General features: G+C 65.0%; 12 protein-coding genes. 6 read left to right on the plus strand and 6 right to left on the minus strand.

The window, feature by feature from the left end; genetic code table 11:
* Nucleotides 1–313: 313 nt before the first annotated feature.
* Nucleotides 314–3,823, plus strand: a complete 3,510-nt coding sequence (locus A3AS_RS0104095) for a PAS domain-containing hybrid sensor histidine kinase/response regulator (protein ID WP_026201647.1) — start codon at nucleotides 314–316, stop codon at nucleotides 3,821–3,823.
* A gap of 37 nt (nucleotides 3,824–3,860) precedes the next feature.
* Here the strand turns inward: A3AS_RS0104095 and A3AS_RS0104100 are convergent, their stop codons facing one another.
* The 3 genes from A3AS_RS0104100 to A3AS_RS0104110 all read right to left on the minus strand — a co-directional run bounded on the left by A3AS_RS0104100 (nucleotide 3,861) and on the right by A3AS_RS0104110 (nucleotide 5,978).
* A complete protein-coding gene (locus A3AS_RS0104100) occupies nucleotides 3,861–4,421 on the minus strand; it encodes a cytochrome P460 family protein (RefSeq protein WP_018316330.1) in 561 nt (186 codons plus the stop codon).
* A gap of 71 nt (nucleotides 4,422–4,492) precedes the next feature.
* Complete coding sequence (locus tag A3AS_RS0104105; protein WP_018316331.1) at nucleotides 4,493–5,521, minus strand: alpha/beta fold hydrolase; 1,029 nt, start codon at nucleotides 5,519–5,521, stop codon at nucleotides 4,493–4,495.
* Between the two features lie 37 nt (nucleotides 5,522–5,558).
* Nucleotides 5,559–5,978 (minus strand): organic hydroperoxide resistance protein, encoded by a 420-nt coding sequence (locus A3AS_RS0104110; protein WP_026201648.1) that lies wholly within the window; start codon nucleotides 5,976–5,978, stop codon nucleotides 5,559–5,561.
* Nucleotides 5,979–6,176: 198 nt separating this feature from the next.
* On the opposite strand from A3AS_RS0104110, the gene A3AS_RS0104115 reads away from it, so the two are divergent.
* Nucleotides 6,177–9,038 (plus strand): tetratricopeptide repeat protein, encoded by a 2,862-nt coding sequence (locus A3AS_RS0104115; RefSeq protein ID WP_018316333.1) that lies wholly within the window; start codon nucleotides 6,177–6,179, stop codon nucleotides 9,036–9,038.
* A 5-nt stretch (nucleotides 9,039–9,043) separates the two neighbouring features.
* Here the strand turns inward: A3AS_RS0104115 and A3AS_RS0104120 are convergent, their stop codons facing one another.
* Nucleotides 9,044–9,715: a response regulator transcription factor gene (locus A3AS_RS0104120; RefSeq protein WP_018316334.1), complete on the minus strand. Its 672-nt coding sequence runs from the start codon at nucleotides 9,713–9,715 to the stop codon at nucleotides 9,044–9,046.
* 337 nt (nucleotides 9,716–10,052) lie between these two features.
* Here A3AS_RS0104120 and A3AS_RS0104125 point away from each other — a divergent pair, with 337 nt between their 5' ends.
* A complete protein-coding gene (locus A3AS_RS0104125; protein WP_018316335.1) occupies nucleotides 10,053–11,678 on the plus strand; it encodes an MFS transporter in 1,626 nt (541 codons plus the stop codon).
* Between the two features lie 76 nt (nucleotides 11,679–11,754).
* Here A3AS_RS0104125 and A3AS_RS0104130 read toward each other — a convergent pair whose 3' ends face one another.
* Together A3AS_RS0104130 and A3AS_RS0104135 are read right to left on the minus strand one after the other, a co-directional pair.
* Nucleotides 11,755–12,228, minus strand: coding sequence for a secondary thiamine-phosphate synthase enzyme YjbQ (locus A3AS_RS0104130; RefSeq protein WP_018316336.1), 474 nt, complete (start codon nucleotides 12,226–12,228; stop codon nucleotides 11,755–11,757).
* A 160-nt stretch (nucleotides 12,229–12,388) separates the two neighbouring features.
* Nucleotides 12,389–12,910, minus strand: coding sequence for a hypothetical protein (locus A3AS_RS0104135; RefSeq protein WP_026201650.1), 522 nt, complete (start codon nucleotides 12,908–12,910; stop codon nucleotides 12,389–12,391).
* A 359-nt stretch (nucleotides 12,911–13,269) separates the two neighbouring features.
* On the opposite strand from A3AS_RS0104135, the gene A3AS_RS0104140 reads away from it, so the two are divergent.
* The 3 genes from A3AS_RS0104140 (at nucleotide 13,270) to A3AS_RS0104155 (ending at nucleotide 14,790) form a co-directional block, all read left to right on the plus strand.
* Complete coding sequence (locus tag A3AS_RS0104140) at nucleotides 13,270–13,644, plus strand: AtpZ/AtpI family protein (protein ID WP_018316338.1); 375 nt, start codon at nucleotides 13,270–13,272, stop codon at nucleotides 13,642–13,644.
* 112 nt (nucleotides 13,645–13,756) lie between these two features.
* Nucleotides 13,757–14,506: a F0F1 ATP synthase subunit A gene (locus A3AS_RS0104150; protein ID WP_018316339.1), complete on the plus strand. Its 750-nt coding sequence runs from the start codon at nucleotides 13,757–13,759 to the stop codon at nucleotides 14,504–14,506.
* 53 nt (nucleotides 14,507–14,559) lie between these two features.
* On the plus strand, nucleotides 14,560–14,790 hold the full coding sequence (locus tag A3AS_RS0104155) for a F0F1 ATP synthase subunit C (protein WP_007599451.1): 231 nt from the start codon (nucleotides 14,560–14,562) through the stop codon (nucleotides 14,788–14,790).
* Nucleotides 14,791–14,814 lie beyond the last annotated feature (24 nt).

Consider the following 14,814-nt stretch of genomic DNA (forward strand, 5'->3'; position numbering starts at 1 on the left):
TTACCCTCCCCTGGAGGGGAAGGGTCGGCTCACATTGAGCGCAGCGAAATGTGGGCCGGGGTGGGATGACGGTGTCTCCTCATCCAACCGTGCCCGAGTGGATAGATCACCCCACCCCGCTCGCGCTTCGCGCGATCGACCCTCCCCCTCCAAGGGAGGGTGAGAGCAGGCAGCTCGCCCTACGACTTAACGACAACCCCAGTTCCCACCGCCGCGCGGCATTTCGCTGTCGCCTCGCCCCGTCCAACGCGCTAGAATTACTGGGAAAATGAGCTCGGGCGCCGCCGGCGCCCTTTCGAGAAGCGCGCTCGCCATGCTGCACGATTGGGGCGTGATCGCCGCCGCCTTCGGCTATATCGGCTTCCTGTTCCTGGTGGCGAGCCATGGCGACCGCCGCTCGCCGGCCGGGCGCGGCCGTGCCTCCGGGCTGATCTATCCGCTCTCGCTGGCGATCTACTGCACCTCCTGGACCTTCTTCGGCTCGGTCGGCTTCGCCACCCGCGCCTCGACCGACTTCCTCGCCATCTATGTCGGCCCGATCCTGATGATCGGGTTAGGCGCCGGCGTATTGCGCCGCGTGATCCAGCTCGCGAAAGCCCACAACATCACGTCGATCGCCGACTTCATCGGGGCCCGCTATGGCAAGAGCCAGGCGGTGGCGGCCACCGTCGCGCTGATCGCGATCATCGGCTCGGTGCCCTACATCGCGCTCCAGCTCAAGGCGGTAGCCTCCTCGCTCGAAACCATCCTGAGCGAAGACCAGGCCTTCTCCCACATCCCGATCGTCGGCGACGTCGCGCTGATGGTGACGCTGGCGATGGCGGCCTTCGCCGTGCTGTTCGGCACGCGTCAGACCGATGCGACCGAGCATCAGCACGGCCTGATGCTGGCGATCGCGACCGAATCCATCATCAAGCTGGTCGCCTTCCTCGCCGCCGGCATCTTCGTCACATTCTGGATGTTCTCGCCGCACGAACTGATCGAGCGCGCCATGAAGACGCCGGAGGCGGTGCGCGCCATCAACTATTCGCCGTCGATCGGCAACTTCCTCACCATGACGCTGCTGTCGCTCTGCGCCATCATGCTGCTGCCGCGCCAGTTCCACGTCAGTGTGGTCGAGAACTCCTCGGATGCCGAGGTCGGCCGCGCGCGCTGGCTGTTCCCGCTCTACCTCGTCGCCATCAATCTGTTCGTGATCCCGATCGCGCTCGCCGGCCTTGTCACCTTCCCGTTCGGCGCGGCCGACCCTGACATGTACGTGCTGGCGCTGCCGATGGAGGGCGGTGCGGGGCTTCTCAGCGTCGCCATTTTCGTCGGCGGCCTGTCGGCGGCGACCGCAATGGTGATCGTCGAATGCGTCGCACTCTCCATCATGGTCTCGAACGACCTCGTGGTTCCGCTGGTGCTGCAACGGCGGCCGGAAGGACGCGCCGGCGGCGCGGATTTCAGCGACTTCCTGCTGCGCTCGCGGCGGCTTGCGATCTTCGCCATCATGGTGATGGCCTATTTCTACTATCGCGCGCTCGGCAATACCCAGCTCGTGGCGATCGGCCTGCTCTCCTTTGCCGCCATCGCGCAGCTTGCGCCGAGCTTCTTCGGCGGGCTGCTGTGGCGGCGCGCGACCGCGCGCGGAGCCATCGGCGGCATGCTGGTCGGCTTCGTGGTGTGGCTCTACACACTGTTCATCCCGAGCTTCATGGATACCTCGACATCAGGCATCCTGCTGCTCCAGCATGGCCCCTTCGGCATCGAGGCGCTGCGGCCGCAGGCGCTGTTCGGCGCCGATCTGCCTTCCTTGATGCACGGCGTGATCTGGTCCCTGTCGCTCAACATCCTGACCTATGTGCTGCTGTCGCTGGCACGAAGGCCCTCGTCGATCGAGCTGCTGCAGGCCGATCTGTTCGTGCCCAATACGCTCGCGCCGATCTCACCGAGCTTCCGCCGCTGGCGCACCACCGTCACCGTGCAGGACATCCAGACCACGGTGGCGCAATATCTCGGACCCGACCGCGCCCGGCATTCCTTCGAGGCGTTCTCCGCGCGGCGCAACGTTCGTCTGGAGACGGGAGCGCCCGCCGATTTCGAGCTTTTGCAGCACGCCGAGCACCTGATCGCCTCCTCGATTGGAGCGGCCTCCTCGCGCCTCGTGATGTCGCTGCTGCTGCGCAAGCGCACGGTCTCGGCCAAGGCTGCACTCAAGCTGCTCGACGACTCCCACGCGGCCCTGCATTTCAACCGCGAGATCCTCCAGACCGCGCTCAACCACGTGCGCCAGGGCATCGCCGTGTTCGATGCCGATCTGCAGCTGATCTGCTCCAACCGGCAGTTCGGTGATCTCCTCAACGTGCCCCCGCATATCGTCCAGTTCGGCGAGCCGCTGCGCGATATCCTGGAATTCATCGGCGTGAGCGATCCGGACGACCCGGTCGAGCGCGAGGCCATGCTGGAGCGGCGCCTCGCCGCCTACACCACCGACAGCGAGCCATATCTCGAACGCCTGCCGGAACGCCACATGGTGATCGAGGTGCTCACCAATCGCATGCCCGGCGGCGGCTTCGTCATCACCTTCACCGATGTCACGCCCACCTTCGAGGCGGCGGAAGCGCTGGAGCGCGCCAACGCGACACTGGAAAAGCGCGTGCGCGACCGCACCGAGGAGTTGACGCGGCTGAACTCCGAGCTGGCGCTGGCCAAGAGCGCGGCGGAAGACGCCAGCATCTCCAAGACGCGCTTCCTCGCCGCCGCCAGCCACGACATTCTCCAGCCGCTGAACGCGGCGCGGCTCTATGTCACGAGCCTGGTCGAGCGCCAGCACAGCGGCGAGGAGACGCGGCTGGTCGAGAACATCGACGAATCGCTGCAGGCGATCGAGGAGATCCTCGGCGCGCTGCTGGACATCTCGCGGCTGGACGCCGGCGCGATGACGACCTCGACCTCGAGCTTCAAGATGGCCGATCTGATGCGCTCGCTGGAGATCGAGTTCGCGCCGATCGCGCGTGCCAAGAACCTGGAGCTCACCTTCGTGCCGTGCTCGCTGCCGGTCGAATCGGACCGGCTGCTGCTGCGGCGCCTGCTGCAGAATTTGATCTCGAACGCGATCAAATACACCCCGCGCGGCCGCGTGCTGGTCGGCTGTCGCCGGCAAGGCCCTTCGCTCAAGATCTGCGTCTACGACACCGGCGTCGGCATCCCGCCGGTCAAGCGCGGCGAGATCTTCAAGGAATTCCACCGCCTCGAGCAGGGCGCCCGGATCGCGCGCGGGCTGGGGCTCGGCCTGTCGATCGTCGAACGCCTGGCGCGCGTGCTCAAGCACGGCATCGCCATCGACGGCAACAGAAGCGGCGGCTCGGTCTTCTCCGTGACGGTGCCGACGGCGAAAGCGGTCACCCACACCGCCGCGGTGACCAGCGCGACGCCGCTGGCGCGCACGCCGATCTCCGGCGCGCTGATCGTCTGTATCGAGAACGACGCGGCGATCCTCGATGGCATGCGCACGCTGCTGAAGGCCTGGGACGCCGAAGTGATCGCGGTCGCCGATCCCGAAGGCGCGATCGCCGCCATCGAGACGGCGGGACAGCGCGTCACCGGCCTCCTGGTCGACTATCATCTCGACCGCGGCAACGGCATTGCCGCGATCCGCGAGATCCGCCGCCGCTTCGGCGACGGCATCCCCGCAATCCTGATCACCGCGGACCGCAGCCCCGCTGTGCAGATCGCTGCGCGCGACGAGAAGGTCGCGGTGCTGAACAAGCCGGTCAAGCCGGCCTCGCTCCGCGCCCTGCTCGGCCAGTGGCGCACGCAGCAGATGGTGGCGGCGGAGTGAAGCGGCTTGCTGGCGACGGCCAGCACGTTTGCACAATTCAGGGCGCCAGCCGCGTGAAGACGTAGTCCCGGCTCTTGGCGCGAGCTTCGTGACAACCCCAGCAAGTGCGGTGCTGGGCCTCGTCGACCGGTTTGCCGTTGATGAAACGGCCGAAGCCCCAGCCGCCCGTCGCCGCGTATTTTTTGGAATCCTTGACCATCACCTGGACCGTGGTGGCGGCACCAGGAATTGTCGCGGACGCAAACTCCGGCGATTGCTTCCGCTTCCAGGCGCGCTTGACCAGGATGGTGCCGTCAGGGAACGGAAGCTTGCCGGCCTGATACGCGTCGATTGCGGTCTGGTTGCCGACAACGGTGCGAAGCTCGTCGAGCGGCGCGGCTTCTTCGGCCGGCGCGATCAGCTCCCACTGCTTGTAACCGGGCGGAATCGTGACGCCGAAGATCGGCGAGGCGTCTGCCGTGTTTTGCGCAGGCCCCTCGGCAAGAGCGATCGAGACCAGATAGGGCACGCAAGTCAGCAGAACGACCAGAAGAAGCACGGCCAGCGTGATCACCGTGACGTAGGATCGCTCATTCTTTTCAGGTTCGATAGATGGCATGACGTTTCTTCAAGCTGGGATCGCGGTACATCCCCGGCCCAGCCACGCTGGACCGAGGCACGCATGAATGATCACGCGCCGTCGGCGTCGATGACGGCCTTGGCAAAGGCTTGCGGCGCTTCCTGCGGCAGATTGTGGCCGATGCCGCCGGTGATCAGGCGAAACTCGTATCGGCCCGAGAACTTCTTGGCATAGGCGCTCGGGTCGGGATGCGGCGCGCCGTTGGCGTCGCCCTCCATCGTGATCGTCGGCACCTCGATGACGGGAGCCGCCGCCAGCTTCTTTTCGAGATGCTCGTATTTCGCTTCGCCCTGGGCGAGGCCGAGTCGCCAGCGGTAGTTGTGGATCGTGATCGCGACATGATCCTTGTTGTCCAGCGCCGCCGCACTTCGATTGAAGGTGGCGTCGTCGAACTTCCATTGCGGTGAGGCGAGCTTCCAGATCAGCTTGGCGAAATCATGCGTGTACTTCTCGTATCCGGCACGGCCGCGCTCGGTCGCGAAATAGAACTGGTACCACCATTGCAGCTCGGCAGATGGTGCCAACGGCGCGTTGCCGGCGGCCTGGCTGGAGATCAGATAGCCGCTGACCGATACCAGCGCGCGGCAGCGCTCCGGCCACAGCGCGGCGATGATGTCGGCGGTGCGCGCGCCCCAATCGAAGCCGGCGATAACAGCCTTCTTGATCTCAAGCTTGTCCATCAGCGCGATGATGTCGGCCGCCATCGCGGCAGGCTCGCCGTTGCGCGGCGTCTCGCTGGAAAGGAAACGCGTCGTGCCGTAGCCGCGCAGATGAGGGATGATCACGCGATAGCCGGCCTTGGCCAGGATCGGCGCAACGTCGACGAAGGCGTGAATGTCGTAGGGCCAGCCATGCAGCAGGATCGCCACGGGACCGTTCGAAGGCCCCGCCTCCGCATACCCGACATTGAGGACGCCGGCATCGATCTGCTTGATCGCCCCGAAGGACGCAGTCGATGCGGACGATTTCGGCGCTTCGGTCTCAGCGCGCGCGAGGTCGATCACGCCGAGGCCGACGGCGACGGTTCCGGCGGCTACGCCAAAGAACTGGCGGCGATGCTGATCGATGATCTGCTTCATGGTGGTGCTACCCTTCTTGATGGTTGGTGATGGCGCGTCAGATCAGCGCGACCGTGACGTCGACGTTGCCGCGAACGGCCTTGGAATAGGGGCAGGTCTGATGCGCATCATCGATGATGCCGCGTGCGATCTCGGGGTCGAGGCCCGGCAGGCTGACATTGAGGCGCGCCCGGAGCGAGTAGGCGCCCTCGTCGAGCACGAGATCGATTTCCGCATCAACAGCGCATTTCCTGGGAAGCTCGATCTTCCGCTTGCGCGCCGCGATCTCCATCGCGCCTTCGAAGCAGGCCGACCAGCCGGCGGCGAACAATTGCTCGGGATTGGTGCCGATGCCTGCGGCGCCCGGCGGCGACAGCTTGACATCGAGGCGGCCATCGGAGCTGCGCGATATGCCGTCGCCTCGGCCGCCGCTGGTGTGGGTCTTGGCCGTGTAGAGTATTTTTGCCGCCTGCGTCATGAAGCTGTCCTTTCCGTTGCGCAACTGACTAGCAGTGGCTGGTGCAGGACACCCGTTGGGAGTTGTGAGAAGTTGTGAGGTCAGACCTGGCGCGCTTAACAAGGCCTGCACCCGCGGCCTGATGCCGATGCAGCGACGGCCTTGCCGGATCGCGATCATCTGGCTATCGGGTCCTGTCGAAGGGACCCGAGATTTGCCATGACAGAGCCGGCCGGCACCGCAACGGGAACTTTATCGTTCGGGCCATTCTCCGTGACGCCGCATGAAAGGCTCGTGATGCGCGACGGCGTCGCGTTGCCGCTGGGCGCGAAAGCGTTCGACACGCTGATGGCGCTGATGTCGCGACCGAACCAGGTCGTCGGCAAATGGGACCTGATGGCGCTGGTGTGGCCCGGCGTCACCGTCGAAGAGGCCAATCTGCGCTTTCACGTCGCAGCGTTGCGCAAGGCGCTCGGCGACGGCAAGGACGGCGCCCGCTACATCACGACGCTGTCCGGCCGCGGCTATTGCTTCGTGGCACCGATCTCGCAACTCGCAGCGCCGGTTTCGCAAACAGGCATTGCGGCAGCCCAGCGCCCCGCGCCACGGCTGGAATTGCCACCGGTGAAACTGCCGAACCGGTTACAGCGGATGGTCGGGCGCGACGATGAGATCGCCACCGTTTCCGACAAGCTCATCGCCTCGCGCTTTGTCACGATCGCCGGTCCCGGCGGCGTCGGCAAGACGGCGGTCGCAGTGGCGATCGCCCACGACCTGCTCGAGACTTTCTCCGACGCCGCGCACTTTGTTGATCTCGCCGCGCTCAGTGATCCCGATCTCGTGATCACCTCGATCCTGCTGATGCTGGGCTTGCCGGCCGAGACCGACGATCCCCTGCCCGCGCTGCTCGCGCATGTCAGGGACAAGCGGATGCTGCTGGTTCTCGACAATTGCGAGCACGTCATTGCGACCGCCGCACCGCTGGCGGCGGACATCTTCCAGGCCGCGCCACATGTCCATATCCTCGCGACCAGCCGCGAGGCCCTGCGCGTCGAGGGCGAGCAGGTCTATCGATTGGCGCCGCTTGCCGTTCCGCCCGACGGCTCCGGACTGACGGTCGCTGCAGCGCAGACCTATCCGGCGCTGCAGCTGTTCCTCGAACGTGCCACGGCCAGCGGCGGGCAGATCAGTCTCGATGACGCCAATGCCGCGATCATCGCGAGGATCTGCCGCAAGCTCGACGGCATGGCGCTGGCGATCGAACTCGCTGCCGGCCGGGTCGAAGCCTACGGCCTGGAGCAGACGGCCGCATTGCTCGACGAGCGCCTCAATCTGCTCTGGCAGGGCCAGCGAACGGCGCCGCCCCGGCAGAAGACATTGCAGGCAACGCTCGACTGGAGCTACGGACTGCTGTCGGATCTCGAACGCCTCGTGCTGCGCAGGCTTGCGGTCTTCGCCGGGCATTTCACCATCGACGCGGCACTCGAGGTCGTGCCGGACGAGCGCGTCGACCAGGCCCGCCTGTTCGACGCCGTCGACAGTCTCGTGGCCAAATCGATGGTCGCGCCGCGCCCCATCGGCGCCATGATGCGCTACCGCCTGCTCGACACGACGCGCGCTTATCTGCTCGAGATCGAGCCCGATGACGCGGCTCTCGCCGCCCGCCACGCGACGTACTTCCGGCGATGGCTGGAACAGGCCGGCATGACATGGGCCGCCGTGCCGAGCGCGGACGAGCGAGCTGCTCACTTCTCCGCGCTTCACAATGTGCGCGCCGCGCTCGACTGGTGCTTCGGGGCGGGCGGTGATCTTGGCATCGGCATTGCGCTCGCCGCTGCCGCGGCGCCGATCTTCCTGGCGATGTCCTTGTTGATCGAATGCCGGCGCTGGTCGGAACGGGCGCTGCTGGCGATGGACCCCTCCTCGCGCGGCAGCGCCGAGGAAATGCACATCCAGGCCGCTCTCGGACTGACCTTGATGTTCACCCGCGGCGGCAGCGAAGCGGCGCGCAGCGCCTTGAGCCGGAGCCTTGCGATCGCCGAAGCGCGCGGCGACGAAATCAACCAGCTCCAGCTGCTCGGCCGGATGCATATTTTTCACGAGCGGATGGGAGAGTTCGACGGCGCGCTCGGCTATGCGCAGCAGAGCCTCGGGGTCGCGAGGTCGCTGGGCGATTCCGCCTCAATCGCCCTCGCCCATTCCCTCCTCGGCGTCTCCTTGCATCTGGCAGGCCGGCATCGCGACGCGCTCGAGATGCTGGAGGTCGCATGGCGGGGACCGGGCACGGAGCGAATCAGCACCGTCCACGGCTTCGATCATCGCAATCGGGCCGGCATCACGCTGGCTCGCGAGCTCTGGTTGCAGGGCCGCCCCGCGGATGCGCTGCAACTGGCGCGACAGACGGTCACCGAGGCCGCGCAGATGGATCACCCGATCACGCTCTGCATTGCGCTGATCTGGACGGTCGCAATTGATCTCTGGAGCGGAGACCTCGACGGTGCGAACGCGAACATCGACCGCTTCATCGCGCATGCGACGTCGCGCTCGATGGGGCCTTATCTCGCCGTCGGCCGCGGCGTCAAAGGCGAGCTGGCGATCCGGCGCGGCGATGCCGCAGTTGGCGTCGAGACGATCAGGACTTGCCTGCGTGAGCTCCACGATGCCCGCTACGAGCTGCTGACCACGACGTTCAACATCGCGCTGGTTCAGGGATTGATAGCGCTCGGCCAGATCGCGCAGAGCGCACAGCTGATCGACGACGCCATCCGCCTCGTCGCGCAGAGCGGCGATCACCTCTATATGCCCGAGCTGTTGCGCATGAAGGGCAAGGTCCTGTCGCACCTGCCCGAGCCGCAAATCGAGGAAGCGGAGGCCTGCCTCGGGCAGGCGCTGGAACTCAGCCGCGACAAGGGCGCCAAAGCGTGGGAACTGCGCGCGGCAATCGATCTGGCGCAGCTTCTTGCCCACCGGCGCCGCGCCAAGGAAGCCAGGCGATTACTTCAATCGGCACGCGAAGGTTTCGCTGCAGGTTCCGAGACTGAAGATATCAGGGCCGCCGATGCGCTCCTGAAGACGCTGTAGCGGGCTCACCCCGTCGGCGTGCCCTGCTTCCACTGGCCGCCGGCGATCTTGGCGGCGGCGATCACCGCCTGGGTGCGGCTTTCGACGCCGAGCTTTTGCAGGATCGCCGAGACATGTGCCTTGATGGTAGCCTCGGAGACCCCGAGCTCATAGGCGATCTGCTTGTTGAGGAGGCCCTCCGACAGCATCATCAGGACCCGGACCTGCTGCGGCGTCAGCGTCACCAGACGGTCGCGCAGGCGCGTCATATCGGGATCGGCCGCAGCCGACAGATCGGTATCGGCGGGAACCCAGACGTCGCCCTCCATCACCTTGAGGATGGCGTCGCGCAGGGTCTCGACGCCGAATCGCTTGGGAATGAAGCCGGAGGCGCCGAAATCGAGCGAGCGGCGGATCGTGGCGCTGTCGTCGGACGCCGAGACGATCACCACCGGGATCGCCGGATATTGCGCACGCAGATAGATCAGGCCGGAAAAGCCTGAGATCCCGGGCATCGAGAGGTCGAGCAGGATCAGGTCGACATCCGAGGTCTGTTCCAGGAGCTTGGTCAGATCCTCGAACGATCCGGCCTCGTCGATCCTGGCCGAGGTCAGGACGCCGGCCACCGCCTGTCGCAGCGCGTCGCGGAAAAGAGGATGGTCATCGGCGATGACGAGATGGGTCGAGGGAGCGTTCATCGTTCTCTTGCTGTCGTTCGCGGGCCGGCGGACAGATCCCGGGTATGTCAATTCTTCCCCGAGCGGCCGTGGCATGCAAGTGCACATTATCCCTTTGCTGCAAAGGGGTTAATCCGGAAGCCTACGTGGCGGCGCGCCGGTGCCCGATACCGGCGTCAGCTACGCGTCAGTGCGCAAGGCCGAAAGTCGTATTGGGGCGGGTTTCACGCCGATGTTACCTTGCAGCCAAGACCTGGGTTGATCCGGCATGTCCGGACGTCTGGGGTGCGAGGAAACGCAATTCGGGGAGCGACTCAATATGTCGACAATGGCTGTGTCTCAAGCAGGCGCGGGAGGGATGACGAAGGACGAACGGTTCGTCATTCTCGCCTCCTCGCTCGGTACCGTCTTCGAGTGGTACGATTTCTACCTCTACGGCTCGCTGGCTTCGATCATCGGCGTGCAGTTCTTCTCGGATTACCCGCCAGCCACCCGCGACATCTTCGCGCTGCTGGCCTTCGCCGCCGGCTTCCTGGTGCGTCCGTTCGGCGCGATCGTATTCGGCCGCGTCGGCGACATCGTCGGCCGCAAATACACCTTCCTCGTCACCATCCTGATCATGGGTCTGTCGACCTTCATCGTCGGCCTGCTGCCGAACGCGGCGACCATCGGCATCGCGGCTCCGATCATCCTGATCGCGCTGCGCCTCGCCCAGGGCCTGGCGCTCGGCGGTGAGTATGGCGGCGCGGCCACTTATGTCGCGGAGCATGCTCCGAACGGCAAGCGCGGCTACTACACCTCCTTCATTCAGACCACCGCGACGCTCGGCCTGTTCCTGTCGCTACTGGTGATCCTGTTCACCCGTAGCGCCCTCGGCGAGGCCGATTTCGCGAAGTGGGGCTGGCGCATCCCGTTCCTGGTCTCGGTGCTGCTGCTCGGCATCTCGGTCTGGATCCGGCTTCGCCTCAATGAATCCCCGATCTTCCAGAAGATGAAGGACGAGGGCAAGAGCTCGAAGGCGCCGCTGACCGAAGCCTTCGGCAACTGGCAGAACGGCAAGCTGGTGCTGCTCGCGCTGCTTGGCGGCGTGATGGGCCAGGGCGTCGTCTGGTACACCGGTCAGTTCTACGCGCTGTTCTTCCTGCAATCGATCCTGAAGGTCGACGGCTACACCGCCAACCTGCTGATCGCTTGGTCGCTGCTGCTCGGCACCGGCTTCTTCATCGTGTTCGGCATGCTGTCCGACAAGATCGGCCGCAAGCCGATCATCCTCGGCGGCTGTCTGATCGCGGCGCTGACCTTCTTCCCGATTTTCAAGATGATCACCACCAATGCCAACCCGGCGCTGGAAAAGGCGATCGAATCGGTCAAGGTCGACGTGGTGGCGGATCCCGCGGGTTGCGGCGACCTGTTCAACCCGGTCGGCACCCGTGTCTTCACCGCACCTTGCGACACCGCACGTGCCTACCTGTCGCAGTCGTCGGTCAAGTACTCGACCACGTCTGGCGCAGCCGGCTCGGGTGTGAAGGTCGTCGTCAATGGTAAGGAAGTGCCCTACACGAGCGCCAAGGACAGCAACCCGGCAGTGCTCGCCGCGGTGCAGGCGGCCGGCTATCCGAAGGCCGGCGATGCGGGCATCGTGAAGATGTCCCATCCGTTCGACATCTTCCGTCCGCAGGTGGCGGCGATCATCGGCCTGCTGTTCATCCTGGTGCTGTTCGTCACCATGGTGTACGGCCCGATCGCGGCGATGCTGGTCGAACTGTTCCCGACCCGCATCCGCTACACCTCGATGTCGCTACCCTACCACATTGGTAACGGCTGGTTCGGCGGCCTCTTGCCGGCGACCGCCTTTGCCATCGTGGCCTCGACGGGCGACATCTATGCCGGCCTCTGGTATCCGATCATCTTCGCCTCGATTACCGTCGTGATCGGCTTCTTCTTCCTGCCCGAGACCAAGGACGTCGACATCAAGGCGACCTGATCGAAAGCAGCGATAAGTACAACGAATCGGCCGCGGAGCGATCCGCGGCCGGTTTTGTTTGAGCACTAAAATTGCTTTATTGATTGCTGCCGACGAATTGCAGCACCACCTCGCGCCGGTGCGGGCGCTTGCGGTGCTCGATCAAATAGATCGCCTGCCAGGTGCCGAGGGCAAGCCTGCCGCTCAGGACCGGGACCTGAAGCGAGGCCCCGGTCAGCATCGTCTTGATATGTGCCGGCATGTCGTCCGGTCCTTCGGTGTCGTGGGTCCACCCGGCATTCTCCGGCGCCAGCCGGGACAGCGCCGTGGTGAGATCGACCAGCACGGACGGATCGGCGTTCTCCTGGATCGTCAGCGAGGCCGAGGTATGGCGGATGAACAGCGTCAGCGCGCCGTCGCGCGCGTGAACCTCGGCGATGAATTTTGCAGCCTCGCTCGTCAGATCGGTGAAGCCGTGACCCGATGTCTGCACGGTCAGCAATGACGATGCGATGGTGTCGGCTTGCACCGACGATGGCGCCGAGCGGGTGACTGATCTGGTTGATGTCATGAAGGGTCTCGACTAATCGAATACTGCCGTAGGGTGGGCAAAGGCGCAACGCGCCGTGCCCACGTCTTTCTTCATTGCCTTAGAAGCATGGTGGGCACGGCGTAAGAACGCCTTTGCCCACCCTACGGCACCTCAACGCATGGATGGCGCGAAGGGGTCCTCAAATCTTCCCCGACACGTCCTTCTGGACGCGGTTGGCCATGTCGATCAGCCGCCGCCAGGCCTTTTCCAGAAAGGACATCACGCGGTCGACGTCCTGGTCGCTCGGCAGCGGGATCTCGATCTTGCGCTCGCCCTCGGCGGCCTTGGGCTCCGCTTTCTTCAGCGGGTCGGATTTCGGCAGCGCCTCGTCGATCTTGCCCGACACCGTCGGCCCGGCCGCGAGCTGTCCCTGCAGCCTTTCGACCTCGGCCTGGAGCCGGCCGATCTCGGCGTCGAGCGCGGTCCGTTCGTCGGGCACCGCGTAACAGGCCCAGCCGGCGCCGTTCTTGGTGCAGGTCGATACCGTGCCGGTGCGCGTGTCGAGCCGCAGCACGCCCTCGGGGATGGGCGTCATGCTGTAGCGGCCGTTCTCGCTGTCGGGCGCGGATTGCGCGGCCTCGAGGTCGCCGGCGATCGCCACCACGGCGGCGAACGCCGCCAGCGCAAGCCATGATGTTGTGGATGACGTCACTGGTCTCATCGCGATCTCCGCCACGACGTGCAGGTGGCCCTCTCGCAAATTCTACACCCCGGTGAGGCGATACGCCGCCCAAAACACGCACCCTTATCAACGATCGCGGCGGCGTGTTCGATCCCGGCGGCGTGGCGAAAGGGCGGCCACCTTCGCCGATCCTGAGGCGAGCTGCTGCGGTGCGGCGTCACGCTGTGTGCAGCGCTGCCGTGCGCGCCAATATCATCAAATAAATCAGCTACATAACCGAAAGCGACGCAATCGTGACTTGGCTTGACTTGATTATGGGCCATCAGTATGGTCCGCGCGGCTTTTGAGGGTGGCGGGCGCAATTTCCATTCAGCCGCGGCGTTTCGGGTCTTCGTTGCATGACACAGGGCACGGGACACGGCGAGAATGGGGATCGCGATAGATCGTCCGAGGAAGCTGCGCTTTCCGAACGGCTCGGAAATCTTGATCAGCGGTTGTCCGAATTCCGGGACCGACGAATCAAGACCGAGCAACCCGCAGGTGACGGTGAGGACAGAGCGGCCAGAGCTTCGGCGATGGCGCTTGGTTTCCGGTTATCCTCCGAGTTGATCGCCGGGGTCGTTGTCGGAGCGGGGATTGGCTGGGGTTTCGACCGCTTGCTGTCGACGTCGCCTTTCGGATTTATCGTGTTCCTGTTGCTGGGCTTCGTCGCCGGCGTGGTGAATGTGGTGAGAACGGCGGGTGCGGGTCAAAACAGGCGCGGTGGGTCTTAGCCGATCCGCACCAGGACAGGAATGATCGTGCCGGCCTTGCCGGTACGGGCCGGCCCGGCCGGCAGACCGAGACCCGCCGGCATTGCCCGGCAGACCAAGAGATGCCGCGCTGATGAAAATCGACCCGATCCACCAGTTCAACATCGAGCCTCTCTTCACCCTGGGCCATATCGGCAATCACACGATCGCCTTCACCAATTCGTCGCTCTACATGCTGGTGGCGGTGGCGGTGATCTCGATCCTGATGCTCGCCAGCGGCACGCAGCTGGTTCCCGGGCGCCTGCAATCGGTCGCCGAAATCTCCTACGAATTCGTCGCCTCGACCATCCGTTCGACGGCCGGCGCGGAAGGCATGAAGTTCTTCCCGCTGATCTTCTCGCTGTTCATGTTCATCTGCGTCTCGAACCTGGTCGGCATCATCCCCTATACATTCACGGTGTCGAGCCATCTGATCGTCACCGCGGCGCTCGCGCTTCTGGTCTTCTTCACCGTCCTGATCTACGGCGTCGCCAAGAACGGCCTGAAGTTCTTCTCGATCTTCGTGCCCCACGGCGTCCCCGGCTACATCCTGCCGCTGGTGATGTTCATCGAGATCCTGTCGTTCTTCCTGCGGCCGGTCTCCCACAGCGTCCGTCTGTTCGCCAACATGCTGGCCGGCCACATTGCGCTGAAGGTGTTCGCGGGCTTCGTCGCCATGCTCGGCTTCTCGCTCGGGGCGCTGGGCTGGGTCGGCGGCGTGCTGCCGCTGGCTCTCACGGTCGCGCTGTACGCGCTCGAGATTCTGGTCGCGTTCCTGCAAGCCTATGTGTTTGCGATCCTGACCTGCATCTACCTCAACGACGCCATTCATCCGGGACACTGAGCGGTCCGGGGAATTTCCACCCACAACCCAATCTTTCTTCCAAGGAGTCTAAAATGGATCCGGCAGCAGCAAAACTTATCGGCGCGGGCATTGCATGCATCGGCATGGGCGGCGCGGGCGTCGGCGTCGGCGTGATCTTCGGCAACTACCTTGCCGCAGCCGTTCGCAACCCCTCGGCCGCTCAGGGCCAGTTCGGCAACCTGATCTTCGGCTTCGCCGTGACCGAAGCGCTCGGCATTTTCTCGCTGCTGATCGCGCTGCTGCTGCTGTTCGTTCCGCTCTGAGGACGACGTTTTTCGCGCCGTTCC

It is taken from the genome of Bradyrhizobium sp. WSM2793, from assembly GCF_000379585.1.
Taxonomy (GTDB): domain Bacteria; phylum Pseudomonadota; class Alphaproteobacteria; order Rhizobiales; family Xanthobacteraceae; genus Bradyrhizobium.